We start from the raw sequence: 22,859 nt of genomic DNA, 5'->3' as shown, positions 1-22,859 counted from the left end.
CCACGATGTGGCGGCAGGACTGCAGGAGGAGTTCCGGCATGGAACTCCTCCCGGGTCCGCCTCCGCCGCACAACCGCGGCTGGACCGCGAGCCCGGACCGGATGCGGCCCCATGGGCAGCGCTGCTGCCGGGCGTGTCCGGGGCGGCGAAGGGGCTGGAGCTGGTCGCCGCCCGCGTGAGGGAGCGGGCGGCTGAGCTCGCCGCCGGCCCGCCCCCAAGAGCAGCCGGATCGCCAAACGGCAAGATCCGGCGGTAGAGCACAACGGACGCCCGTTTAACTCCCGGGCGTCCGTTGCTGTGTCGAGGGCACTCATGCGCGCAAAACAAGTAACAAAAAGGCATTAAAATTACTGGCGTGGGTGCTCATGCGACGAAACAAGTGCCAAAAGGCATTAAAATTGCTGGCGTGGGTGCTCATGCGACGAAACAAGTGCCAAAAGGCATTAAAATTGCTGGCGTGGGCACTCATGCGACGAAATAAGTAACAAAAGGCACTAAAATTACTGGCGTAGGCGCTTATGCGGCGAAACAAGTGCCAAAAGGCACTAAAATTGCCGACGCTGGTGTAGGCGCTGGCATAGACGCTGGAGCGGCCACTCATGCGGCGAAAGGCGAAGCGGGTGCCGCCCACATGTGCGAACGATCAAAAACTGGGCGGAAAACCTCGCGTTTTCTCGCCCATCTTTTGTTGGGGACTTCAAATGAACAGTTCCTTTGAACTTACTTATTTGAGCAGCCCCTTCGTATTACTTATTCAGCGGCGATCCATGTTCGCCATAGCCGGGGTGGTGATAATCCGTATTGCCCAGCCGGCTGAGAATACCCGATTCCATGAGCATGGTGCGGGTTCTGGCCGTTCCGGAGCGGTAGAGAAGCACGTACAGCTCGGAGAGCTGCTTGTTGAATTGCTCCGGAGCAGCATCATGGTCTGCCGATTTATAGGGAACCGGCGCGCGCCGGAACGTGTAGTCATCTTCGGCTGTTAAAGCGTTCAGCTTGTCCTGCAGCAACGATAATTCTTCTTCATCCAGCAGGACTTCGAATTCGGCTGAATCATTAGGGGACTCCTGAATAAGACGATGAGCGACAGATACATAGTAAGTCTGCTTTTCGTGTTCCATATGCATCTTCCTTTCCGTGACGGAGCGTGGCAGAGAAGCCCTATTTTTTGTTTACACGCGCTTGTCGAATGTGAATCAAGTCCGATTTTCACCGGGATTCCAAAAGTGGTATGATAGCAGTTATAATCGAACCAAATTCACACCGTCAGGAATGGAGGACTACTGTCATGAATTTTTTTCAGCGTATAAAAGACGGGGCGGGAAAGGTATCCGACCGAGCGCAAAATGCCGTGGAAATCGGGCGGTTGAACACACAAATAACAACTATTGAACGCGAGATGGGACTGTACCATCAAAAAATGGGTGAAGTCTTCTATGACGGGTACCGTCAAAAGGATATGTCAGAAGCAGAGAAAGAAATGCTGGAGCTGGCGAAGACATGTGATCTTCTTGTTGAAGAACGGGATGAGATTCGGGCCAAGATCGCTGAGTTGAAAAATGAGCGGCTGTGCGGCGCGTGCGGCAAAACGGTTGCTGAGGATGGACTGTATTGCCAGTATTGCGGGCATAAGCTGCATAGACCGAAGGCGGTGGCGCCTGTCAGAGAGAATCCGAAACAAGCCGAAGAGAAGATTCCGGTCAGGGCAAAGGAACCGGAGCTGGAGCCGGAGCATCCTCCTGTTCTGCCAGCCGACCCCTTGGATTTTCTGATCCCTTCCGCTTCGCGCGAAGAGGCGATGGCTTCCCTCGAGGTAGAACCGGAGCCGCAAACGGATTACCCCGAAGATGAGGAGCATGAAGCGCGCAGACAGCAGGAGCTTGAACGGGAGCAAAGGCGCCAGGAGGAGCTTGAGCGGGAGCGGAGGCGTCAGGAGGAGATGGATCAGCGAATCCGCTCGTGGCAGGAGGTGGCTAATGCCAGAGAGAAGTCTTCGGATCCTCTGGCGACGGCAATTCCGGTTGTGCAATGTCAAGTCTGTTCCGTTGAGCTGGTGAAAGGAACCAAGTGGTGTCCGCATTGCGGCTCCGAGCAAATTTAGAGCATCGTTCACTAAAATGTTGCAAAGTCCAGCTGGTCCCCCGTGAACTCATCCGTAGTAAATAGTATATTGGTTGCGACTTGGTCTAATCTGATTATGAATACTTGCAGCAACGATTACGGAAGGGAGCTGGCAACATTGGAATGCATTGTTCACTTTGAGGTCGTCTATCCTCATGAGAGCAAGGAATTAAGGGGTTTGATTTTTTTAAACGAGGGGGAAAAGCCCTCGGAGCGCGACTTTCTGGATATGTTTCAGTCGATGGGCTTCAAGCTGAAAATAGAGGACCGCGAGGAGTTGGTCTTTAAACCGGCCGAGGCTGGAGCTGCTTACAGCTTGATCCGGATTCGCAGACTGGATACCGGGGAGAAGACTTATAAAGAGGATCAGGAGCTGAGATCCCTGTTAACTCACCTGCTTCCGGGTGAATCGCGTCCGATCTAACGGGACTGCACAAAAATTCCTCTTTATTTTCTATCAGGTTGTGCGTTATACTGCTAACATTGCTTTTGAGTTCGGCATTTTTCTCGTATATGTGCAGGAATGGGCCTGCATGTTTCTACCCGATCACCGGAATGATTGGACTACGGGGAAACCATGATATGTATTCAAACTAAGGGAAGTCGGCCTGTTCTTTGAGCGGGCCGGGCTTCTTTTGGGTTTAAGCGTGTATGGTTTTCCGCAATTTCAGTCCGTTTCCCGGCCGGGAGACGGACTTTTTTGTGTCCGGAGATGCATGTCCGAATAGAATTCACAGGGGGAGAGAGACATGAAGCTGCTTAGAGACAAGGTAATGACTGAGGGGATCGTGCTGGGAGAGCAGGTGCTGAAGGTGGATTCTTTTCTCAACCACCAAATGGACCCGCTGCTGATGAAGGAAATTGGACGAGAGTTCGCCCGGAGATTTCAAGACGAAGGGATTACCCGGATCTTAACGATCGAATCTTCAGGAATCGCTCCGGCCATCATGACGGCAATGGAGCTCGGCGTGCCCATGATTTTCGCAAGAAAGCATAAGTCGCTTACGCTGAAGGACAACATCTACGTGGAGAAGGTATATTCGTTCACCAAGCGTGAGAGCAATGAGATCACCGTATCCAAAAAGTTTTTGCAGGAAGGCGATCGAATCCTGATTATCGATGATTTTCTGGCGAATGGCGAGGCGGCGTTCGGTTTGGCTCGAATTGCGGAACAAGCCGGCGCAAGCGTTGCGGGGATCGGAATTGTGATCGAGAAGTCTTTCCAGCCCGGTGCAGGGCTGCTGCAAGAAGCAGGATACCGGGTTGATTCGCTGGTACGGATTGCTTCGCTAGAAAATGGAACCGTCAGCTTCGTAGAAGAAGTGCACGGGCAATAATTAGATCAAGAGTACTACACAGAGAGATAACTTGAGAATTTAGAGGGTAACCATACGGGGAGGAATAGATTCACATGGAACGCGAGGCAATATTTCAAAGAAACCGGCATCCGTTTAAGACTTTTTCACTGGGCTTGCAGCATGTACTGGCCATGTATGCCGGCGCGGTCATCGTACCGTTGATTGTAGGCGGGGCTCTAGGACTATCGCATCAGGATTTGACGTATCTGATCGCCATTGACCTGCTCGCCTGCGGGATCGCAACACTGCTTCAAGTTTTCGGGAACCGCTACTTCGGGATCGGTCTGCCGGTGATGCTGGGCTGTGCATTTCAAGCGGTATCCCCGATGATCGCGATCGGCCTTGAGGATGGAATGGGTGTGAGTGCCATTTACGGGGCGATCATCGCTTCAGGCCTGTTTGTCTTCCTGTTCTCAGGCTTGTTCGGCAAGCTGATCGCTTTGTTCCCGCCGGTTGTAACCGGCTCGGTCGTCACGATTATTGGCGTCACGCTTATTCCGGTAGCTCTTACGGATCTGGGCGGCGGCAACACGGCTGACCCGAATTTCGGAAGTCCTGCCAATCTGATGCTGGGCTTTGGGGTTCTGATCTTCGTCATTCTGATGAACCGGTTCGCCACCGGATTTCTTCGTTCCATCTCCGTGCTGCTGGGCCTGCTCGCGGGGACAATCGTTGCCGGCTTCATGGGCCTGGTTGACCTGACACCGTTAAAGGAAGCAGGCTGGTTCCACATGATTGAGCCCTTCTACTTCGGCAAGCCGACCTTCCATGCTTCGGCTATTTTGACAATGATTCTTGTAGCGATCGTGAGTGTTGCGGAATCCACCGGCGTATTTATGGCTCTGGGCAAAATCGTGGATAAAGATATTACCTCCAAGGATCTTGAACGCGGCTACCGTGCGGAAGGCCTGGCCATTATGCTGGGCGGCGTGTTCAATTCCTTCCCGTATACGACCTATTCGCAAAATGTCGGGCTCGTCCAGATGAGCCGGGTCAAAACCCGCGATGTTATCGTTGTAGCGGGGAGCCTGCTTATCCTCATTGGCTTTGTTCCTAAAATTGCAGCATTAACACAGCTTGTTCCTACTTCCGTCTTGGGCGGAGCGATGATTGCCTTGTTTGGTCTGGTGCTCTCCTCGGGTATCCGGATGCTTGGGGACCAAGTGGACTTGAACCGTCATGAGAACCTGCTCATCATTGCTTGCTCGGTAGGCATGGGCCTTGGCGTAACTGTTGTTCCCCAGATTTTTGACGCATTGCCTGCCTGGCTGCGGATTCTGGTGGACAACGGCATCGTAGCCGGGAGCTTTACAGCCATTGTCATGAATCTGCTCTTTAACGGCCTGCGCGGAGACAGCACTAAAGCGTCCCGCACCGCGGAAGAGGAAGAACCGGCAGCAGCGGAACTTACCGCTTAACCGCCTTACATCCGGTTCAGCTGCCGCTCGGCGAACTCGCCGATCCAGGGCAGCTTGAGCCATTTTCCTTGAAGGGCGGCCAGCATAAGGACAATCCAGAGTACAAGGCTCAGCAGGGAGAGAAGCATACCGACAATGACGCCGATGATCGGAAGGAAGCCTGCGGCGGCATGAAATACCATCAAGCCGGCGAACAGGATGACCGATTGCAGGGCGTGAAACAGGACAAAGCGGCTTCTGCGCTCGATCAGGAGGAAGACAACGCCTCCTACGAAAGCGAATAAGTAACATAGAAAGGCTGCGACATTCTCATAAAGTCCGGTTGATGATCGGAATGGAGACATACATGCACCTGCTTTCCGTTATAGAGGTAGTTCAAAAAGCCGACTTTTTGAACAATTAACTTATATTTTCATACTATGTCATACACGGGACGGGCAGAACCGGATTGAAGCGCGGGCGCGCAGCACCTTGTCAAAGGGGCGGCGTCCGCGCTTTTGCTTATTCAGAGCCCGTTCCGCGGTCAGCAAGCAGGACTGGCAATATCTGCTCCTCCATCAGCCGCTTGGGATTTTTACAGCGCTTGACGTTGCAGGCGGAGGCGAATACCGCCACGGCTTCCAGCTCGGGGAGCACATAAATTTGCTGGCCGCCATGACCATGAGCATAAGCGTAACGGAGACCGTGGAATTCACTGGTCCACCAATGGTAGCCGTATTGCCCGTATTCGGAAAATGCTTCTCCACGCGGCGTCATTGATTCGTGAAGCCATTCTTCATGAAGCAGGCGGTTCCCTCGGAAGGTGCCTCCCGCAAGACAAAGCTGGCCAAGCTTCATCATATCGATAGCTTTCATATAGAGACCGACATGCCCGCAGGCGCCGCCGTCCGGAGCGGTTTCCCAGTGATAATCTTTAATCTCAAGCGGACTGAACAGGTAACGGTCTGCATAATCTCTGACAGGGGTGCCGCTCCATTTGGACAGTAGACAAGCAAGGAGATGGGAATAAGCGCTGCAGTATTGAAAATGTCCGAGTTGCTCCGGTATGACAGGCAGCCGCAAGACAAAACCGGTCCAATTTTTACTGCGGTGTAAGCGATGTATGAATCGTTCGCCGAGCTTGGGGCCGGTCTGCCAATACAGCCCGCCCGTCATGGAAAGGAGCTGTCTCAGCGTCATCTCGGGCCAATAGGAGTCGGGTCTGCTCGGGGCATACTCCTTCACATCGTCCCATACCGGCTTGTCCAATTCGGGTAATAGCTCTTGATACTGAGCGATGCCAAGCAGAATGGAGAGGACGCTTTTTGTTGCCGATCTAAGATCATGGAGTACTGCCGGAAGGGATTGCTGAAAGTATTGCTCATGCCGCATCTGTCCATGCTGGGCAAGCAGAAAGCAGCGAATTCCAGGATAATGGGCACGAATTGTCCGGTCGGCAGCATGGAAGGCGGGGTCAGTCGGCGTTGTGAAATTCATAAAGCCTCCTAGGTTTTTTACTTGTATTTTTACCCGCACAGACCGATATAAGTAACAAGGAATAAAATTAAAAGGATGATTGATTTTGGAAGAAAGCTGTACCGGGGAGATGAATATGTTACAATATAGGAGGTAGAGGTCTTTTTCCGCATGGATGATTCTCTAAGACCGGCATACAGCTGCAAGGACGCTTGATTTGATCATGCCTGATTCATCGAGAACGGGTGAGGGTATGTATAGTGTCATGCACCCGCTGAAAAGAGGCATCAGCAACATCTAACTTCACGACATACTAGCTTTTCGGCATTCTCGAAATCGGAGCATTGAACTAGAATCGTTCTGGGAGGGAATATGGTATGGCAACGAAAGGTCACAATGAGGTGAAAGAAAGTTTGCGGGAAATGACGCGAATATTCAAGCCGAAGGATCCTAAGAAATTTGTGAAGGAGTATGTCCGCAAGTACCGGATTACAGGTGGGTATGAGGAAGAATTGACTCATCTGGTTGAAATGGAGCTCGACAAGCTCGACTCTTCGGTCTCCTGAGGAGATTGCATATAAACAGAATTCACTATAATAGCTGTTAATAACGAACGCCTGGCAGATCGCTCGGGCGTTTTTTCTTGGTATGCGGCATATAATAGCCACAGAGCCGAACAGTCATCATGAAAGGGGCTAGCAATTTGAAGATTCAGTTGAAGTCGAAGGAAGAAATTGAGCGTATCAGAATGGCCGGAGCCATTTTGGCTGACTGCCATAAGGAGATTGCCAAGGTGATCAAGCCGGGAGTCACGACGGCGGAGATTGACAGACTGGTAGAGGTCTATCTGGCAAGCCGCGGGGCGACCCCTGCTCAGAAGGGCTACAGAGGGTTTCCTTTTGCGATCTGCGCCTCAGTGAATGAAGTAGTATGTCATGGGTTTCCAGGGACCGTTCCGCTTCAGGAGGGGGATATCGTCACCATTGACATTGTCGTGAATAAAAGCGGCTGGATGGCGGATTCGGCCTGGTCCTATCGGGTCGGAAATGTATCGCAGGAAGCGGAGAGACTGCTGCAGGTAACGGAGAGGGCTCTTGCAGCCGGCATTGAAGCAGCACGCATTGGGAACCGAGTAGGGGATATCAGCTATGCGGTTCAGGAAGTCGCCCGCAAGGCCGGGCTTGGAATTGTAAAGCCGCTCATCGGTCATGGAATCGGGCGCAATATGCATGAACCGCCGGATGTCCCCAACTTTGGGCGCCCTCGTTCAGGTCCGAAGCTGCAGGCGGGAATGGTTATAACCATTGAGCCGATCTTGACGCTGGGAGACACCGGAGCGGTATTCTGGGATCAGGATGGCTGGACGATCCGATCTGCAGACGGAAGCCTTGGAGCTCATTACGAGCATACGCTAGCTATCACGGAGGAAGGCCCCGTCATCTTGACTTGCTGATTAGATAAGTTGAACTGATAATTGTACGTGCACTTAATTTAGACCGATCGATCTCATTATTTAAAACCGAGCCTGAGCCCTGCAAAGGGAAAGGGCTTGGTTTTTTTATTTTTTCAGCAACCAAATTCTCCGCTGACAATATTCCAATATCAGGAATGCTGGTATACAGACTCTCAGGTTTCAGTCATAAAGTTTTGATAAATGTCAAAAATGAATATTCTAAAAAAGAAGCCGGAAAAGGAAGGGAGGAGGCGGGTTCAAGCGTCGTTTTCAAAGATTAAAAACATGTGAAAACGTTCGCAAACCCTTGTTTCAAGCGGGATTTCAGATATTTGAACAATTTGTGAACTAAGTTGTGAACGTTGACAAAACATGGGTTCGATCATATATTTAATAGGTGATAACTGTAATTGACAGGGGATAAAATCCGTGATACATGAATCCGTTTTTTATGCTCAAGCCTGTACATAAACTGGTTACTAAACGGAAAAGTGGGGTTGATCAATGATGAAACCGTGGAAGGGTATCAAGCGTCTGTTGCCTCTGCTCGCGATGTCTCTCTTGTTGTCCGCATGCGGACGGGAGGATCTGTCGGTGCTCAGACCGCAAGGAACCGTGGCACAAGGCCAATTCGATCTGATTATATTGTCCATATCAATCATGGTTGTAGTAATGCTCGTTGTGTTTGCGATCGCGGCCTATGTCTGGATCCGCTTTCGGCGCAAGCCAGGACAACAGGAAGTTCCCAAGCAAGTTGAAGGCAATTTCAAGCTGGAGGTTGTCTGGACGGCAATTCCGCTCGTACTGGTGCTGATCCTTGGTGTGTTCACGGTTCAGAAGATCTTCGCCTATGGAGAGGATTACTGGAACGATAAGAACGCTGTTAGGGTTCAGGTGACAGCCCATCTGTTCTGGTGGGAGTTCTCGTATCCGGATTATGGAATAACAACAGCGCAAGACATGATTATTCCTACTGGGAAGAAAATTGCGCTGGAGCTTAAGACGGCTGATGTACTGCATTCCTTCTGGGTGCCTTCGCTGGCGGGCAAGACGGATACCAATACAGATGGGACCGTGAACAAAGCCTGGATTGAAGCGGAGCAGGAGGGTGTCTATCTAGGGAAATGTGCGGAGCTATGCGGACAGTCCCATGCCTTTATGGAATTTAAGGTTAAATCGGTCAGTGAAGAATCGTTCAATGCTTGGGTAGAGTCTATGAAAGCGCCTGCTGTATTGCCGGAAGATCCGGCGGTGGCCGAAGTCTTCCGGACGCAATGTCTGTCATGCCATGCCGTTGGCGATCAAGGAGTTCCGGTAGGGCCGAATTTAACGGGGGTAGGCAGCAGAGAGACGGTAGCAAGTATTCTTCTGAATGCCGAAGGCTCGGGCAATGCGGTTGATACCCGGCCTGTCCAGGAGAATATGGAGGCATGGCTCAAGGACCCTCAGAAGTGGAAGCCGGGTAACCGGATGCCGGATCCCAAGGAGGATCTGGGGCTGACGGATGCGGAAATCGAAGCGATCGCCAAATATCTGGCCGATTACAAGCTATCGTATGAATAAGGGATGGTGATTCTTCGAGCTCACTGACTGGCGCGGTGTGAAGCCGCAGCAACGATAAGGGGGTACACAGCCTTGGCTCACGCTCATAGTGTCAAGCGGTACAAGGGATTCATGGATTGGATCACAACAGTTGACCACAAAAAAATAGCGGTATTATATTTGCTGGCAGGTGGATTTTTCTTCGGAATCGGCGGTATTGAAGCGCTCTTGATCCGGGTTCAGCTCGCCAAGCCGATGAATGATTTCGTAACGGCCCAGCAATTCAACGAGTTAATTACAATGCACGGCACAACGATGATTTTTCTAGGCGTGATGCCGGTGATCTTTGCTTTGATGAACGCGGTAATTCCTTTGCAGATCGGTGCGCGGGACGTGGCCTTTCCTTTTCTGAACTCGCTGGGCTTCTGGACGTTTCTGTTTGGCGGCTTGCTGCTGAATCTGAGCTGGGTGATGGGCGGAGCGCCGGATGCAGGCTGGACTGCTTATACACCATTGTCATCCTCGCAGTTCAGCGCCACTCATGGTGTGGATTTCTATACCATCGGCTTGCAGATCGCCGGTTTAGGGACGCTGATCGGCGGGATTAACTTTTTGGCAACGATTATTACGATGCGGGCGCCAGGCATGTCTTTTATGCGGATGCCGATGTTTACGTGGACGACCTTCGTAACCTCGGCCATGATTCTGTTTGCTTTTCCGGCGATTACCGTCGGGCTCGTATTGTTAACCTTCGATCGGATTCTGGGCGCGAATTTCTTCAATGTTGAACTCGGGGGCAACCCGGTGCTGTGGCAGCATATCTTCTGGATCTTTGGCCACCCTGAGGTGTACATATTGATTCTCCCGGCGTTCGGCGTGATCTCCGAGGTGGTCAGTACCTTCTCGCGGAAGCGCTTGTTCGGATACAGCTCCATGGTGTTTGCGACCATTCTGATTGCCTTCCTCGGCTTCATGGTCTGGGCCCACCATATGTTCACGACAGGGATGGGGCCGATCGCCAATGCCTTGTTCTCGATTGCGACGATGCTTATCGCGGTTCCGACCGGTATCAAAATCTTCAACTGGTTATTTACGATGTGGGGAGGACAAATTACGTTCACCACAGCAAATTTATTTGCCGCCGGCTTCATACCGACCTTCGTCATGGGCGGGGTTACTGGCGTTATGCTGGCCTCGGCGCCAGCGGATTATCAGTACCATGACACCTATTTTGTCGTAGCGCATTTCCATTACGTAATTGTCGGAGGTCTGGTGCTTGGCCTGTTCGCCGGTCTGCATTACTGGTGGCCTAAAATGTTCGGACGCGTTCTAAGCGAACGACTGGGCAAATGGGAATTCTGGACTTTTATTATCGGCTTCCATATGACCTTCTTCGTACAGCACTTCCTGGGACTTATCGGGATGCAGCGCCGCGTATTTACTTATTTGCCGAATCAGGGCTTTGATCTGATGAATCTGATCAGTACCATTGGCGCGTTTTTGATGGGTGTAGGCGTGCTGATCTTCCTGGCGAACGTCATTCTCTCCTTCCGGGAGAAGAAGGGAGTTGCCGGGGATGTATGGGGGGATGGCCGGACGCTGGAATGGGCTATTCCGTCGCCGCCTCCGGAGTACAACTTTAAGCAAATTCCGCTGGTTCGCGGGATCGATGCATTCTGGAAGGAAAAGATGGCAGGACATCAAGAGATGACGCCAGCAGAGCCTGTAGGCCCGATTCATATGCCTTCACCAACAATATTGCCATTCCTCATGTCCGTGGGATTATTCATTGCCGGCCTGGGCTTTATGTTCACGAATGATGACTTTGGAAATAGCTTCCTGAACTTTATGTTCAATAAATATATTGTAGTTGCTATTGGTCTTGGACTGACCTTTCTCTGCATGCTGCTAAGATCGTTGCACGATGATCACGGCTGGCATATTGAAGAGGAAGAATTGAAGGATGGGGGGGTTCAGGCATGACAACACCACATGCACAGCAAGTGAGTGATACGCTTCCCCATGAACCGGAGAAGGCGACGCTGGAAGGACGCAATAAGGTGCTCGGTTTCTGGTTGTTCCTTGGCGGGGAGGCGGTGCTGTTCGGAACGCTGTTCGCCACCTTCCTGGCCTTGCGGGATCAAGTTGCGGACGGCCCTTCTGCGGCGGAGTTGTTCAGCTTGCCGATCACGGCGGCAGCCACCTTCATCCTGCTGGTCAGCAGCTTGACGAGTGTGTTCGCTATTCAGGCGATGCATCGCGGCAACAGGAAGTCGCTGGCTACCTGGCTTGGAGTGACAGTCGTGCTCGGTCTTGCGTTCCTCCTGCTTGAAATTTACGAGTTTTATGAGTACATCGTTCATGATGACTACGGGATGACGACCAGCGCATTCAGTTCAGCTTTCTATACACTGGTTGGATTCCACGGAGCGCACGTGCTGTTCGGGATTCTGTGGATTTCGATCCTGATCGGACAACTGATGAAGAAGGGGCTTACGGCCGTTACGGCTCCTAAAATCTATGTATCCGCCATGTACTGGCACTTTATAGATGTGGTATGGGTATTTATTTTCACGGTGGTCTATTTGCTTGGAAAGGTGGTCTGACGGGAATGAGCACCCATGATCTGAACGAAGACGGGGCGGTGAAGCATCGGCATCGCCAGGAAGGGCCGCAGAAGCATGTGATTGCGTTCATCTTTTCGATCATCCTGACCTTGATCGCCTTCGCAGCGGTTGCAGCGGGAGGCGTGAATACAGCATTTACGGTCATTCTGCTGCTGGTGATGGCCATTCTGCAGGTGCTGATCCAGCTCGGCTACTGGATGCACATGAAGGATAAGGGGCATATGATCCCGATTCTGTTCATGGCCGGAGGCTTTTTTGTCGCCGGATTGGCTATTATAGCGGCGCTATACTGGATGTGGTGGTAAAATAAGGAGAGGCGGGCTTGGAATAAGCCGCCTCTTTCGTCTTGTTAGAGCCGTGTTCACAATTTGGACAATTGATTGGCAGTGCAAGGGGGATATGTGGTGTTTGGATTAGCCTATTTTAAGTGGGAAGAAATTTGGAGTCCTGTTTTTCTGGCGGTTATGTTATTGATTACAGCGGCTTATCTCGTACTGACTGGTCCTGTCCATGATCGCTTGCATAAGGGGAAGCCGGTGACAGCTGGACGTAAGGCCCTGTTTTTACTGGGTATGACTGTGCTTTATGCTGCCCAGGGAGGCCCTGTGGAGCTGCTGGGGCATATCATGTTCAGCTTCCACATGGTTAGTATGGCGCTATCGTACCTGATTGCCCCGCCGCTTCTGATGCTGGGGCTGCCGAATTGGATTTGGCGCAGACTTGCAGAGCAGTTGTCCCGCAGTCCGTTGTCCCGCCTGCGCTTTCTGACGCATCCGATCGTCGCGGCTGTGGTATTTAACGGACTGTTCTCGCTCTATCATTTCCCTGCCATTCATGATTACGTCATGCTCCATTTTACTATTCACCGTCTGTACTATGCGGTTCTGTTCATCGCAGCCATTCTGATGTGGTGGACGCTGGTCAAGCCTCTGCCGGATCATTCGGAAGTGCATGGACTGAAGCAAATGGGCTTTATTTTTCTGAACATGGTGCTGCTTACTCCGGCTTGCGGTCTGATTATTTTTGCGCCTGAACCGCTCTATGCGACCTATAGTGATCCGGCGGTCTGGGCTCAAGCGATGGGGTATTGTGTATCCGGTGATCCGGGAATGCTGCTATCCCGCTTCGGGGGACCTGAATTCTTCGGTTATCTGGAGCCTGCTATTGACCAGCAGGTTGGAGGCATTATAATGAAGTTTATTCAGGAGATTATCTTTGCATCGATGCTTGCCTATGTGTTCTACAACTGGTACAAGCGGGAGAATCGGGAGGATGACGAGCTTTCCGGGGACGAGGCGAAGATGAATCTTACGTGATTGGAGGATATTCATGGATTGGTATTTTATATTCCCTACGATCAGTACAGGATTTATTGCCCTAAGCGCCGTGCTGGTTGCCATCGGTTGGGCACTGATTATCAAGGGGAAACGGGAAGCCCATAAGAAGACAATGATAGCTGCGGCGATCGCGGCCATCCTCTTTTTTATCATCTACATGTCGCGCACCATATTTATCGGCAATACATCATGGGGCGGCCCGGAGGATCTGGAAGTGTATTATCGCGTCTTCCTCATCTTCCATATTGTGCTGGCGAGCGTGGCGGCTGTCTTCGGCATTACAACCCTGGTGCTAGGCTTTAAAGAAAAATATGCCAAGCATCGGAAATGGGGCAAGATCACTTCGCTCATTTGGTTTGCCACGGCAATTACCGGGATAACGGTATACGTGCTGCTGTATCTGCTCTATCCAGGCGGCCATACCCGGCCTGTATGGGAAGCTATCTTTGGATTGAATATAAGTTAAATAGAGCAGCCAAGTAGAAAGGGCATAAGTGTGAAATGTTCTGAAAGAAGCGAAAGCGTTCGCCTTTGAGAACGGATTTCCACCCTATGATGGCTTAGTTCAATCAGAGAAATCCGTGAACAACAGCGATCGTAAGAACACTTCACACGTTGCCCTCAGTATACAGGCAGGAGTTTAACTTATGACGATATTTTTCTCAGCAAAAAGGGCTCTGAAGTCATGCAAGACGGACTTTGGAGCCTTTTTGCTATGCATGAGCGCCAAGCGAGCGGTTGTATTTTTCCCAGGATTAGGGTTGACGTACATAAGGCCAGAGATTATACTGTGTATAAAGATATAAACAGTAAGCACAGTGATTTCGAACCGAAAACCTGCGCAAGACGGGAAAGGTGATGACGCTTGAACAAGTGGCGGGATGCTTGGGTGATTATCAAGAAAGAGCTTAGCACCGATAGGGTGTACCTGATCTGGGGTCCGCTCTTCATGGCGTATGCAGGGGCGATGATCGGCCTGATGATGTATGGTCTCTCGGAGCAAGAGGATCACCTGAATCCAGTGATCGATTTCCTCATGCTGGCTGTTCTTCCGTTGGCCGGCATTCTGTTCTCCAAGCGCTCATTTAACTATATCAAGGATGACACCTATACAAGAATGTTGTTCTATTATCGTACATTGCCGATTCCGGTTGAAACGGTGATGAAGAGCAGATTTCTTCATATGATTGCCGCCTTCCTTATTAATGGTGTTATCCTGTTCACAGCCATCCGGTTGCTTTTTGATATGAATATGAACGGGCTTCAGTATGCCGTATTTATATTGACTTGGCTAGGCTATGCATTAGCGGTGAATGGAATCTTCATTTTCTTCGAATTCACCACCAGCGGCCGAACTTACATGTGGTTTACGATTTTGATGGTGCTGTTGTTCGGACTTGCTGCTCTGATATCCGCTATTTCTGGTTTCGGTCTGACTGAATATTCGATGCAAATGAGCAGGGAGCACGGAATGCTGTCTTCTCTGATGTGGGGAACGCTGCTGGGAGGCGGGCTTCTGCTTGCAGGCTTTTGTACTCTTGCTATCCGCAAGTTGAGCCGAAGAAGTCTTAGGGGATAAAGGAGCATCCAAGATGATCTTGGAGTTGGAGGTGAACGGAAGGTGTGGATTCCGATTCAGATTAACGAGAATAGTGCGGAGCCGCTCTATCATCAGATTGAGACTCAATTGAAGTCGCTTATCGTAAGCGGACAGCTTGAGGAGGGAACGCTGCTTCCTTCCATCCGGGAGTTCGCAAGCAGTCTGAACTGCAGTGTCATCACGGTGCGAAGAGTGTATCAGGACCTTGAAAATGAAGGATTACTGCGTACCAAGCAGGGGACAGGGACCTTTGTGGCAAATGTTGCGGCTGGCGAGCGTGATGAATATAAACGTGCGGTAGTTCAGAAGGCGGTTGAGGCGGCAGTAGATACGGGGATTTCCGTGCAGTACAGCAGCCAGGAGCTGAAGAAGCTGTTTCTGGATATTTTACAGATTAAATATAAGGATGCAGGAAAAAGGGGTGACCAGGAATGATGCAACCGGATAGCGGAGTAGCAGCAGTCGAGCTTATGAATGTGGTGAAAAAGAGCCCCCGGGGACAGATTGGGCCGTTTCAGCTCAAGATTCCTCAGGGCTATGTAGTTGCATTAGTCGGCCCTAATGGATCCGGTAAGACAACATTGCTGAACATGATGCTGCAAACCCTGATTCCGGATACAGGCAGTGTGCGATGGTATGGCAGAGGGTTCGAAGGCCCAATTCCGTTGGAGATTCGCCAGCAGATGGGTTATGTTCCTGAGCACCCCGCAGCCGAAGAGCATATTATGACCGCCGACCAGGCGGCAAGGTTCAGATCGCACTGGTATCCGGCCTGGGACTGGCAGCGTTATGAAAGACTGATGGACCGATTTGAGGTGCCCCGTAAAGAGAAGCTGAACCGAATGTCCAAGGGGGAACGCCGTAAATTTGAAATCGCAGCAGTGATGGCCGCAAGGCCAAAGCTGATGCTGCTCGATGAGCCATCGGCCGGACTGGATCCATTTGCCTGGAAGGATATGATCGAGGAACTGAGAAGAAGCCTGGATGAGGACGCATCGACCATCGTCCTGTCCACGCACATTGTGGAAGAGATCAAGCGGCTTGCGGATTTTGTTGTTCTTGTTCAGCGGGGAGAGCTGCGAGGCATGGCTGAAAAGGACGCGCTGCTCGGAAGCTGGAAGGAGTATTGGGTTCGCGGGGCGGAAGGCAGCTTCTTGACGGGCATGAATGGCGTGATCAAATGCGAGCCTGACGGCCCCTCCATATTGCGTATGGTATTGAAGGACGAGGCGGAGCTGGAGAAAAGAATAGCATCATCAGGCGGAAATGCGCAGATTATCAAGAGCCGCGTGTTGGAGCTGGAAGAGATACTTCAGCTATGGATGCAGGGAAATGCACCTGATGGATTAATCGATTCAAACTAGGAATGGAGGCGGATTATGGTGGCAAAGAGACTGGAACTGGAACAGGTTGTAAAGGAATTTGGAGAGAAAAGAGCGGTGGATCAAATTACGCTGCAGGTTGAAGAGGGCGAAATTTACGGATTGCTGGGCGCTAACGGAGCAGGGAAGACGACAACCATGCGGATGGTGCTCGGTCTGATCTATCCGGATAGCGGGCGGATTCTATATAATGGGAAGCCATACGGCCCGGAACTGCAGTCGCAGATGGGCTACCTGCCGGAAGAGCGCGGTCTCTATCCTAAGGTGAAGGTTAGCGAACAGATCATTTATTTGGCCCGTCTACGGGGCATGTCCGCCGCAGAAGCCGATAAGAGTCTGAAATATTGGCTCGAGCGCTTTGAGGTGCCGGAGTATTACGATAAGAAAATCGAGGAGCTTTCCAAGGGGAATCAGCAGAAGATGGGCTTTGTCGCCGCCGTGGTGCACAAGCCGCAGATTGTGATTATGGATGAGGCCTTCAGCGGCCTGGACCCGGTCAATGTGGAGCTGCTTAAGGCAACCGTCAAGGAGCTTCGCGATCAAGGAACGAGCATCCTGTTCTCAACGCACCGGATGGAGCATGTTGAGGAGCTGTGCCGTAATATTACGATTTTGGACCGTTCCCGCACCGTGCTTCAAGGAGATTTACGAGAGATCAAAAAGAAGTATCCGCGTGAAGAGGTGCTGCTCTATACCACGGGAGAGGTTGAAGGGCTTGACCGGATTCCGGGTGTGAAGAAGGTCAGCCGACAGGAGAGAGGATATGATATCTCCATCTCGGATGTAGCTGCCGCGAAGTTAATTTTGAAGACGGCGATGGAGCAGGGCGAGGTTGAACGCTTTGAAATTAAGGAGCCGACGCTCAATCAAATCTTTATTAAGGAAGTGGGTGAGTCGAATGAGTAAATTAAATACGGTGATCCGGTTTACATTTTTGAACAAGATCAAGACCAAATCATTTCTCATTACAACGCTGGTGCTGGTTCTGCTTGTGTCGATCGGTATGAATATTCCTTATTTCATAGATAAATTTTCAGGCGGGGAGCAGGGGCCGGCGAGTGTCGGAGTGATGGAGGCCAGCCAGCCTGAAATCGTTGCTTCGCTGGAGGCCTATCTTCAGAAGCAAGGCGAATTCGGATTCACTTTGCAAAAGTTTGCGGGAGAGAATGAAGAAGCTCTTCGTGCGGAGCTTAAAGCGGGGAATATCGACGGGTATCTAAAATTCAATCAGGATGGGCAATCCGCATTTCCGACGGTTTCCTACATTTCGAATAAAGACAGCGTTCCTCAAACCTTGAACAGCTCGCTCCAGGCCGCTCTTCAGAGTGTAAAGGCAGAGGTTATTACGAAGGGGGCGCTGAGCGAGGAGCAGCTGGCTGCCCTGACAGCTCCGGTATTTATCGATCCGGTTAAGCTGGATGCTTCGGGAGCAAATGCATCCGCAAATGAAGCAGAGACAGAGGCAGGTCCTGCGCCGATTAATTACATTGTTGTGTACGCTCTGGTCATTCTGTTCTTCATGATTATTATGATGACCGGGAATATGATTGCGGCGGAGGTAACGGCCGAGAAGAGCTCCCGAATCATGGAAATATTGATTACCAGCGTCTCGCCGCTGACCCAGATGTTTGGCAAAATTATCGGAATGCTGTACATTGGACTGCTGCAAATCTTTATTTTTGCAGGCGTAATCGGCATTAACATGTCGCTTCCGCACAACCAGTCGGTTCTTGGAAGTCTGAATCTGAACCTGGCTGATATCAATTTGACAGTGCTTGTACTGGGCCTGATTTACTTTGTGCTGGGTTACCTGTTGTATGCCACATTGTTTGCCGCCATCGGCTCGCTGGTAAGCCGGACGGAGGAATTGGGCCAGGCGATTATGCCGATTACCATGCTGTCGCTGGCTGCTTTCTACATCGGCATCTTCAGCTTGAGCGCGCCCAATTCGCTGCTGATCAAGATCAGTAATTTCATTCCGTTCTTCTCGCCGGTCTCCATGATTGTGCGGGCGGGCTTAGGGGATACCCCGGTCTGGGAAATTGCGGCTTCCCTCGTCATTCTGGCAGTCTCGATCCTGTTCTTTGGCTGGCTTGCCGCGAAGATTTATCGTACGGGCGTGCTGCTCTACGGCAAACGTCCAACCATGAAAGAGCTGCGTAAAGCAATGCGTGCTTATAAAATTTAATTCAGGAGTAGAGGAGAATTCGACCTATGAAAAACTGGAAATACATGCTCTTATCACTTGCTCTTTCGACCGGTCTGCTTGCATCGGCGGTCCCGGCTGCGGCAGCGCCGCAACAACCATGGATTAAAGTGAACGACCAAGCCATCGAATATGCGGCCGAGACCGCGCCGATTGCTCAGGATGGAACCACGCTGGTGCCTTTGCGCACTACGCTGGAGGCTTTGAATGCGAAGCTTGCCGGAACTGCGGACGATACCATCACTGTTGTGGTGGAAGGCCGGACGATTACGCTGAAAAGCAAGCTGGAGCGCATTCATGGAGTAACCTATGCGCCGATTCGCATCATCGGGGATGTTGCCGGCTATGTAGTCAGTTGGGACCAGGCGACACGTACGGTCCAGCTGGTATCCAAGGCAGCGGCGCCTGAAGCTGTCTCCCAGACCGGAGGACGGGGCTTCCTGTGGGAAGTTGAAAACAACGGCACGACGGTATATCTGGTAGGCTCCATGCACATCGCAGATGACAGCTTTTATCCGCTGCGCGATGAGTTTGAAGAAGCTTTTACAGAAGCGGACTATTTGGGCGTAGAGATCGATATCAGCAAAGCGGCGGATGAAGCGCAGCAGAATTTGATTCTGAGCATGGGAACGTATCAGGACGGATCAACCTTGAAGGATCATATCTCGGCCGAGACGTATGCCAAGCTGGGCGGCGTTCTGAAGCAAAACGGCTTGGAGCCTGATATCCTCGATGCTTATAAGCCGTGGGTTGTGGATTCTACACTTGCATCGCTGAAAACTGCGGCGACCGGCTATGAAGCATCGGCAGGGGTGGATCTGTATTTTATCCAGAAGGCGCTTGAGCGTCAACTGCCGATCATTGAGCTGGAGTCTTACGAGTCTCAACTGAGTATGTTCAACAATTTTTCTAAAGAGCTGCAGGAGAAAAACCTGAACACAACGCTAGACAATATCGATGTGGTGGAAGATAGCGTGAATGCGATGGCTGAAATGTGGAAGACAGGAAATGATGAGCAGCTTCTGGAGCTGACTAACAGCTTCTCCGAAGATGAGGAGTACAATCAGGCTATGCTGATTGACCGGAATCTTGGAATGGCAGAGAAGATCGACGGCTACCTGAAGAGCGGAAAGAACGAAGAGTATATGATCGTAGTTGGCGCAGCTCGTTATTTGGGAGAACACGGAATCATTAAACTGCTTGAAGATAAGGGTTATACGGTGGTGCGGAAATAATGACAAGGTTGGATCATAAAAATAGAGTCGGTGTCCTGTTTGTTTGTCTGGGTAACATCTGCCGTTCTCCGATGGCGGAAGCGATCTTCCGCCATCGGATGATCGAGGCGCAATTGCAGGAGCTCATCACGATTGATTCGGCGGGAACCGGCAATTGGCATACCGGCAAGCCCCCTTATGAGGGCACACGGCGTATCCTTGACCAGTACGGAATCTCGTATGAAGGCCAGAAGGCAAGACAGGTTGCCGGGGATGACTTTACCCGGTTTGACTATATTGTCGCTATGGATGGTCAAAATGAACAGGATCTCCGCACGCTAGCCTCCCGGGCAGATGCCCGGATTATCAAGCTGATGGACCTTGTTCCGGAATCCCTGCTTAAGGACGTTCCTGATCCGTATTATACAGGAAATTTTGAAGAGGTTTATGACCTGCTTACTGCAGGGTGCAGTGCCTTGCTGGAACTGATTCGGCGGGAAAAGGGGCTGTAATGTAAATTAGTATCCATAGCATGCCGAAGGCCGGACTGGAGATAAACTCCTCGTCCGGCCTTTATTTGTTAGGACTTCCCGTTGATGATCTTACGACCAGATCGCATGCCAGGTTGATCTTCTCGAAGGGTCTGCCAGGCTCGCTAATCCGGTCCAGCAGAGCGGAAACCGCACGTTCTCCCAGCCGCTCCTTGTCTACATTAACGGTAGTCAGCGGAATGGCGGAACGTCCGGATTCCTCAATATTGTCGAAGCCGGTAACCGATATAACATCCGGCACAGACATGCCGCTTGCTTGAAGCGCTTCTAATGCGGCAAGGGCAATCTCGTCATTGGCACAGACCCAGGCGGTCGGAATCGGTTCGCCGTTATCGGTATATTCGCTTATCTTCTCCTGCAGCAGTGCGAAATTGGCGCTGTGATCCGTGCTGGTTAAAGCTAACTGGTTGTTTGCCGGGCGGATATCGAGACCATTGTCCTCCAGGGCTTTGCGAAAACCAATCCAGCGGTCCGTGAAGCTTCGCGAGTAGCGCATTTCTCCCAGAAACCAGAAGGAACGGTGCCCTAATGCCCAGAGGTGTCCGGTAATCATCGACATGCTGTCGATATTGGAGGCGAATACCGTATCGGATGGAACGAGAGGATCCTCATGATCTGTTAGGACAAAGGGTAGTCCCAGCCGCTTGATCTCCAGCAGCATGGATGTCGTCACTTCTCCAACACCGATGACGCCGAGCAGGCTGTCCGGCTTCAGCAGCCGCTCAAATCCCTCTGGAGTCTGCTCCGTCAGGATGAGCATGCCGAGTCCGCGGCGGGAGAGCGCGTTGCCGATTCCGTGCACAATCATGCTCCAGAAGGTTGAGTCCATGGTCTGCAGTCTAATATTAGGCATCAGCACGGCGACGGTCTGCTTATCTTGTCCCCATACCTCTTGCCCTGTTGTACTGGGCCTGCTTTTCTCCTCATGACCTCTGACGGTGCGCTGTTGCTTGAAATATCCAAGCCGGGTAGCGGTATCAATTATTTTTTCACGGGTTTGAGGGGAGACCCCCTCTTTACCGGCTAACGCTTTTGAAACAGCATATTTGGAAAGCCCAAGCGCATCGGCAATTTGCTGCATGGTCACTTTTTTCATCTCTTATAAAGCCCCTTTTTCTCTTGGGAGTATCGAAATCTATACTATCGGATTACGATTAGGTTTACAAGGTGTTTTGTTAGCGAAACAAGTTGAACTTGTTATTTTGTTAGTTTACAATTGTGATTGTTAGCTAACAAAATAGAGGTGATAAGAATTGGAACCATTACAGCTTAAGCAGGAAATGAACAAAGAGCTGCATGATATTCTTCGTTTTTGGTTAGAGCATTCTATTGATGTTAAGCATGGAGGATTTGTCGGACAGATCAACAGCGATATGACCGTGGTGCCGGACGCCCCGAAGGGCTTGGTGCTGAACGCCCGGATTCTCTGGACCTTCGCCCGTGCCTATCGGCATGAACCGAAGCCGGAATATATGGAAATGGCAGAAAGGGCGCTGCATTATCTTGAAGCTCACTTCCGAGACCCGGAGTATCCGGGGTATTTCTGGATGGTCGATTATCGTGGACGTCCCCTGCAGACCAAAAAGCAGATTTATGGGCTGGCATTTTACCTTTATGCGCTATCCGAATTTATTCTTGCTAGTGGACGCAAGGATCTTCTTCCTCTTGCCGAAGAAGTATTCGAAGTAGTTGAGAAAGGCTTTGATCCGGTTCACGGAGGGTATGTTGAGGCCTATGCGAGAGATTGGACGGATGAAGGGGATATGCGCCTTGGTATTCATGATCAGAATGATAAGAAGTCGATGAATACCCACCTTCATGTTCTGGAGGCCTATACGAACTATTTCCGCATTGCCAGAGCTCCAAAGCTGGAGAAGCAATTCAGGAGATTAATAGGAGACATGCTCGATCGGATCGTTGATGAAGAGGGCGGTCATTTTCATTTGTACTTCGATGAGGATTGGAGCTTGAAGTCCAGCCATGTCTCTTATGGCCATGATATCGAAGGAAGCTGGCTGCTCATGGAGGCAGCAGAGCTGTACGGAGACGCCGAACTGCTTGAGCGGACCCGGAATGCGGCGCTGCGAATGGCGGATGCCGTGTTGACGGAAGGAATGGATGCTGATGGAGCGATTATGTGGGAAGGGGATGCCAATGGCGTCTTCGACACAGATAAGCACTGGTGGGGGCAGGCTGAAGCGATCGTAGGATTCGTGAATGCTTGGCAAATGACCGGAGAAGAGCGCTTCCTGAAGGCAGCTACGGGATGCTGGGGGTTCACCCGTAAGCATATTGTTGATCCGATCCATGGAGAGTGGTATTGGAAGACAGACCGGGCTGGCAATCCGGACCTCAACGATCCGAAGGTCAACGAGTGGAAATGTCCGTATCATAACGGTCGGGCCTGTTTTGAAATTATCGAACGTATTAACCTTTGATCACGAAGCAAAATCTTGAAGTGACTCGGCATCGAATCTTGAATTCAGCCGGGCCTTCCGTTGCTCACGTAGGTTCTGCCTACGCTCCGCTACTCTGTCCCTAACTTCATCCAACCTTCTCGGTGCTGAAAGGTTAACTTTTGATCGCTTATTTAAT

The 22,859-nt window shown here is 51.1% G+C and carries 25 protein-coding genes and 1 riboswitch; of the genes, 20 read left to right on the top strand and 5 right to left on the bottom strand.

Annotation, left to right across the window (positions count from 1 at the left end; genetic code table 11):
- Positions 1-310: 310 nt before the first annotated feature.
- Both TX85_RS26820 and TX85_RS14610 read right to left on the bottom strand, forming a co-directional pair.
- Entirely contained in the window at positions 311-631 is a 321-nt protein-coding gene (locus TX85_RS26820) for a hypothetical protein (protein WP_148444370.1), read from the bottom strand.
- Between the two features lie 115 nt (positions 632-746).
- The gene (locus TX85_RS14610) at positions 747-1,121 is read right to left on the bottom strand and encodes a hypothetical protein (protein ID WP_044480246.1); all 375 of its coding nucleotides are present in this window, start codon (positions 1,119-1,121) and stop codon (positions 747-749) included.
- Positions 1,122-1,288: 167 nt separating this feature from the next.
- On the opposite strand from TX85_RS14610, the gene TX85_RS14605 reads away from it, so the two are divergent.
- The 4 genes from TX85_RS14605 to TX85_RS14590 all read left to right on the top strand — a co-directional run bounded on the left by TX85_RS14605 (position 1,289) and on the right by TX85_RS14590 (position 4,897).
- Complete coding sequence (locus TX85_RS14605; RefSeq protein ID WP_044480245.1) at positions 1,289-2,101, top strand: hypothetical protein; 813 nt, start codon at positions 1,289-1,291, stop codon at positions 2,099-2,101.
- Between the two features lie 96 nt (positions 2,102-2,197).
- Positions 2,198-2,545: a hypothetical protein gene (locus TX85_RS14600; protein WP_316244895.1), complete on the top strand. Its 348-nt coding sequence runs from the start codon at positions 2,198-2,200 to the stop codon at positions 2,543-2,545.
- A gap of 63 nt (positions 2,546-2,608) precedes the next feature.
- Positions 2,609-2,708, top strand: a riboswitch (purine riboswitch).
- A 162-nt stretch (positions 2,709-2,870) separates the two neighbouring features.
- Positions 2,871-3,458: a xanthine phosphoribosyltransferase gene (locus TX85_RS14595; protein WP_044480242.1), complete on the top strand. Its 588-nt coding sequence runs from the start codon at positions 2,871-2,873 to the stop codon at positions 3,456-3,458.
- 74 nt (positions 3,459-3,532) lie between these two features.
- Positions 3,533-4,897, top strand: coding sequence for a nucleobase:cation symporter-2 family protein (locus TX85_RS14590; protein WP_044480241.1), 1,365 nt, complete (start codon positions 3,533-3,535; stop codon positions 4,895-4,897).
- A 5-nt stretch (positions 4,898-4,902) separates the two neighbouring features.
- On the opposite strand, the gene TX85_RS14585 is transcribed toward TX85_RS14590, so the two are convergent.
- The gene (locus tag TX85_RS14585) at positions 4,903-5,241 is read right to left on the bottom strand and encodes a DUF4870 domain-containing protein (RefSeq protein ID WP_044480240.1); all 339 of its coding nucleotides are present in this window, start codon (positions 5,239-5,241) and stop codon (positions 4,903-4,905) included.
- A gap of 157 nt (positions 5,242-5,398) precedes the next feature.
- A complete protein-coding gene (locus tag TX85_RS14580) occupies positions 5,399-6,373 on the bottom strand; it encodes a serine hydrolase domain-containing protein (protein WP_049894974.1) in 975 nt (324 codons plus the stop codon).
- A gap of 356 nt (positions 6,374-6,729) precedes the next feature.
- Here TX85_RS14580 and TX85_RS14575 point away from each other — a divergent pair, with 356 nt between their 5' ends.
- The 15 genes from TX85_RS14575 (at position 6,730) to TX85_RS14505 (ending at position 20,225) form a co-directional block, all read left to right on the top strand.
- Positions 6,730-6,918 (top strand): hypothetical protein, encoded by a 189-nt coding sequence (locus TX85_RS14575; protein ID WP_044480239.1) that lies wholly within the window; start codon positions 6,730-6,732, stop codon positions 6,916-6,918.
- 137 nt (positions 6,919-7,055) lie between these two features.
- Positions 7,056-7,805 (top strand): type I methionyl aminopeptidase, encoded by a 750-nt coding sequence (gene map, locus TX85_RS14570; RefSeq protein ID WP_187375163.1) that lies wholly within the window; start codon positions 7,056-7,058, stop codon positions 7,803-7,805.
- A gap of 504 nt (positions 7,806-8,309) precedes the next feature.
- Positions 8,310-9,368 (top strand): cytochrome c oxidase subunit II, encoded by a 1,059-nt coding sequence (coxB, locus tag TX85_RS14565; RefSeq protein WP_044480237.1) that lies wholly within the window; start codon positions 8,310-8,312, stop codon positions 9,366-9,368.
- Between the two features lie 111 nt (positions 9,369-9,479).
- On the top strand, positions 9,480-11,330 hold the full coding sequence (gene ctaD / locus TX85_RS14560) for a cytochrome c oxidase subunit I (protein WP_044480809.1): 1,851 nt from the start codon (positions 9,480-9,482) through the stop codon (positions 11,328-11,330).
- Positions 11,327-11,953 carry a cytochrome (ubi)quinol oxidase subunit III gene (locus tag TX85_RS14555; protein WP_044480236.1) on the top strand — a complete coding sequence of 209 codons (627 nt, stop codon included), beginning with the start codon at positions 11,327-11,329 and terminating at the stop codon, positions 11,951-11,953. Before ctaD ends, TX85_RS14555 begins: the two co-directional genes overlap by 4 nt.
- Positions 11,954-11,958: 5 nt before the next feature.
- Positions 11,959-12,279 carry a cytochrome C oxidase subunit IV family protein gene (locus tag TX85_RS14550; protein WP_044480235.1) on the top strand — a complete coding sequence of 107 codons (321 nt, stop codon included), beginning with the start codon at positions 11,959-11,961 and terminating at the stop codon, positions 12,277-12,279.
- 99 nt (positions 12,280-12,378) lie between these two features.
- Entirely contained in the window at positions 12,379-13,290 is a 912-nt protein-coding gene (ctaG, locus tag TX85_RS14545) for a cytochrome c oxidase assembly factor CtaG (protein WP_044480234.1), read from the top strand.
- Between the two features lie 13 nt (positions 13,291-13,303).
- Positions 13,304-13,777 carry a DUF420 domain-containing protein gene (locus tag TX85_RS14540; protein WP_044480233.1) on the top strand — a complete coding sequence of 158 codons (474 nt, stop codon included), beginning with the start codon at positions 13,304-13,306 and terminating at the stop codon, positions 13,775-13,777.
- A gap of 399 nt (positions 13,778-14,176) precedes the next feature.
- The gene (locus TX85_RS14535; RefSeq protein ID WP_044480232.1) at positions 14,177-14,890 is read left to right on the top strand and encodes a hypothetical protein; all 714 of its coding nucleotides are present in this window, start codon (positions 14,177-14,179) and stop codon (positions 14,888-14,890) included.
- A 42-nt stretch (positions 14,891-14,932) separates the two neighbouring features.
- The gene (locus TX85_RS14530) at positions 14,933-15,346 is read left to right on the top strand and encodes a GntR family transcriptional regulator (RefSeq protein ID WP_044480231.1); all 414 of its coding nucleotides are present in this window, start codon (positions 14,933-14,935) and stop codon (positions 15,344-15,346) included.
- A complete protein-coding gene (locus tag TX85_RS14525) occupies positions 15,343-16,275 on the top strand; it encodes an ATP-binding cassette domain-containing protein (RefSeq protein WP_049894973.1) in 933 nt (310 codons plus the stop codon). The genes TX85_RS14530 and TX85_RS14525 overlap by 4 nt, the downstream gene beginning before the upstream one ends.
- A gap of 18 nt (positions 16,276-16,293) precedes the next feature.
- Entirely contained in the window at positions 16,294-17,199 is a 906-nt protein-coding gene (locus TX85_RS14520; protein ID WP_233500757.1) for an ABC transporter ATP-binding protein, read from the top strand.
- Positions 17,192-18,481, top strand: a complete 1,290-nt coding sequence (locus TX85_RS14515) for an ABC transporter permease (RefSeq protein WP_044480229.1) — start codon at positions 17,192-17,194, stop codon at positions 18,479-18,481. Before TX85_RS14520 ends, TX85_RS14515 begins: the two co-directional genes overlap by 8 nt.
- Before the next feature lie 26 nt (positions 18,482-18,507).
- Entirely contained in the window at positions 18,508-19,734 is a 1,227-nt protein-coding gene (locus TX85_RS14510; protein ID WP_044480228.1) for a TraB/GumN family protein, read from the top strand.
- Positions 19,734-20,225, top strand: coding sequence for a low molecular weight protein-tyrosine-phosphatase (locus TX85_RS14505; RefSeq protein ID WP_044480227.1), 492 nt, complete (start codon positions 19,734-19,736; stop codon positions 20,223-20,225). The genes TX85_RS14510 and TX85_RS14505 overlap by 1 nt, the downstream gene beginning before the upstream one ends.
- Positions 20,226-20,286: 61 nt before the next feature.
- Here TX85_RS14505 and TX85_RS14500 read toward each other — a convergent pair whose 3' ends face one another.
- Positions 20,287-21,360 carry a LacI family DNA-binding transcriptional regulator gene (locus TX85_RS14500; RefSeq protein WP_044480226.1) on the bottom strand — a complete coding sequence of 358 codons (1,074 nt, stop codon included), beginning with the start codon at positions 21,358-21,360 and terminating at the stop codon, positions 20,287-20,289.
- A gap of 157 nt (positions 21,361-21,517) precedes the next feature.
- Here TX85_RS14500 and TX85_RS14495 point away from each other — a divergent pair, with 157 nt between their 5' ends.
- A complete protein-coding gene (locus TX85_RS14495) occupies positions 21,518-22,702 on the top strand; it encodes an AGE family epimerase/isomerase (protein WP_233500756.1) in 1,185 nt (394 codons plus the stop codon).
- The last annotated feature ends 157 nt before the right edge of the window (positions 22,703-22,859 follow it).

The organism is Paenibacillus antibioticophila, from assembly GCF_000455265.1.
GTDB classification, from domain to species: Bacteria; Bacillota; Bacilli; order Paenibacillales; family Paenibacillaceae; genus Fontibacillus; species Fontibacillus antibioticophila.
Note: the sequence above shows the minus strand (reverse complement) of the source record. Positions and strands in the feature narration are given on the sequence as shown.

What these genes read in the sequence shown, in the direction of transcription:
- TX85_RS14580 (WP_049894974.1), bottom strand. Translation starts at nt 6,373, where the DNA reads ATGAATTTCACAACGCCGACTGACCCCGCCTTCCATGCTGCCGACCGG.
- ctaD (WP_044480809.1), top strand. Translation starts at nt 9,480, where the DNA reads ATGGATTGGATCACAACAGTTGACCACAAAAAAATAGCGGTATTATAT.
- TX85_RS14500 (WP_044480226.1), bottom strand. Translation starts at nt 21,360, where the DNA reads ATGAAAAAAGTGACCATGCAGCAAATTGCCGATGCGCTTGGGCTTTCC.
- TX85_RS14600 (WP_316244895.1), top strand. Translation starts at nt 2,198, where the DNA reads ATGAATACTTGCAGCAACGATTACGGAAGGGAGCTGGCAACATTGGAA.
- TX85_RS14525 (WP_049894973.1), top strand. Translation starts at nt 15,343, where the DNA reads ATGATGCAACCGGATAGCGGAGTAGCAGCAGTCGAGCTTATGAATGTG.
- TX85_RS14505 (WP_044480227.1), top strand. Translation starts at nt 19,734, where the DNA reads ATGACAAGGTTGGATCATAAAAATAGAGTCGGTGTCCTGTTTGTTTGT.
- TX85_RS14585 (WP_044480240.1), bottom strand. Translation starts at nt 5,241, where the DNA reads ATGTCTCCATTCCGATCATCAACCGGACTTTATGAGAATGTCGCAGCC.
- coxB (WP_044480237.1), top strand. Translation starts at nt 8,310, where the DNA reads ATGATGAAACCGTGGAAGGGTATCAAGCGTCTGTTGCCTCTGCTCGCG.
- TX85_RS14590 (WP_044480241.1), top strand. Translation starts at nt 3,533, where the DNA reads ATGGAACGCGAGGCAATATTTCAAAGAAACCGGCATCCGTTTAAGACT.
- TX85_RS14515 (WP_044480229.1), top strand. Translation starts at nt 17,192, where the DNA reads ATGAGTAAATTAAATACGGTGATCCGGTTTACATTTTTGAACAAGATC.
- TX85_RS14605 (WP_044480245.1), top strand. Translation starts at nt 1,289, where the DNA reads ATGAATTTTTTTCAGCGTATAAAAGACGGGGCGGGAAAGGTATCCGAC.
- TX85_RS14555 (WP_044480236.1), top strand. Translation starts at nt 11,327, where the DNA reads ATGACAACACCACATGCACAGCAAGTGAGTGATACGCTTCCCCATGAA.
- TX85_RS14540 (WP_044480233.1), top strand. Translation starts at nt 13,304, where the DNA reads ATGGATTGGTATTTTATATTCCCTACGATCAGTACAGGATTTATTGCC.
- TX85_RS14550 (WP_044480235.1), top strand. Translation starts at nt 11,959, where the DNA reads ATGAGCACCCATGATCTGAACGAAGACGGGGCGGTGAAGCATCGGCAT.
- TX85_RS14510 (WP_044480228.1), top strand. Translation starts at nt 18,508, where the DNA reads ATGAAAAACTGGAAATACATGCTCTTATCACTTGCTCTTTCGACCGGT.
- TX85_RS14575 (WP_044480239.1), top strand. Translation starts at nt 6,730, where the DNA reads ATGGCAACGAAAGGTCACAATGAGGTGAAAGAAAGTTTGCGGGAAATG.
- TX85_RS14610 (WP_044480246.1), bottom strand. Translation starts at nt 1,121, where the DNA reads ATGGAACACGAAAAGCAGACTTACTATGTATCTGTCGCTCATCGTCTT.
- TX85_RS14595 (WP_044480242.1), top strand. Translation starts at nt 2,871, where the DNA reads ATGAAGCTGCTTAGAGACAAGGTAATGACTGAGGGGATCGTGCTGGGA.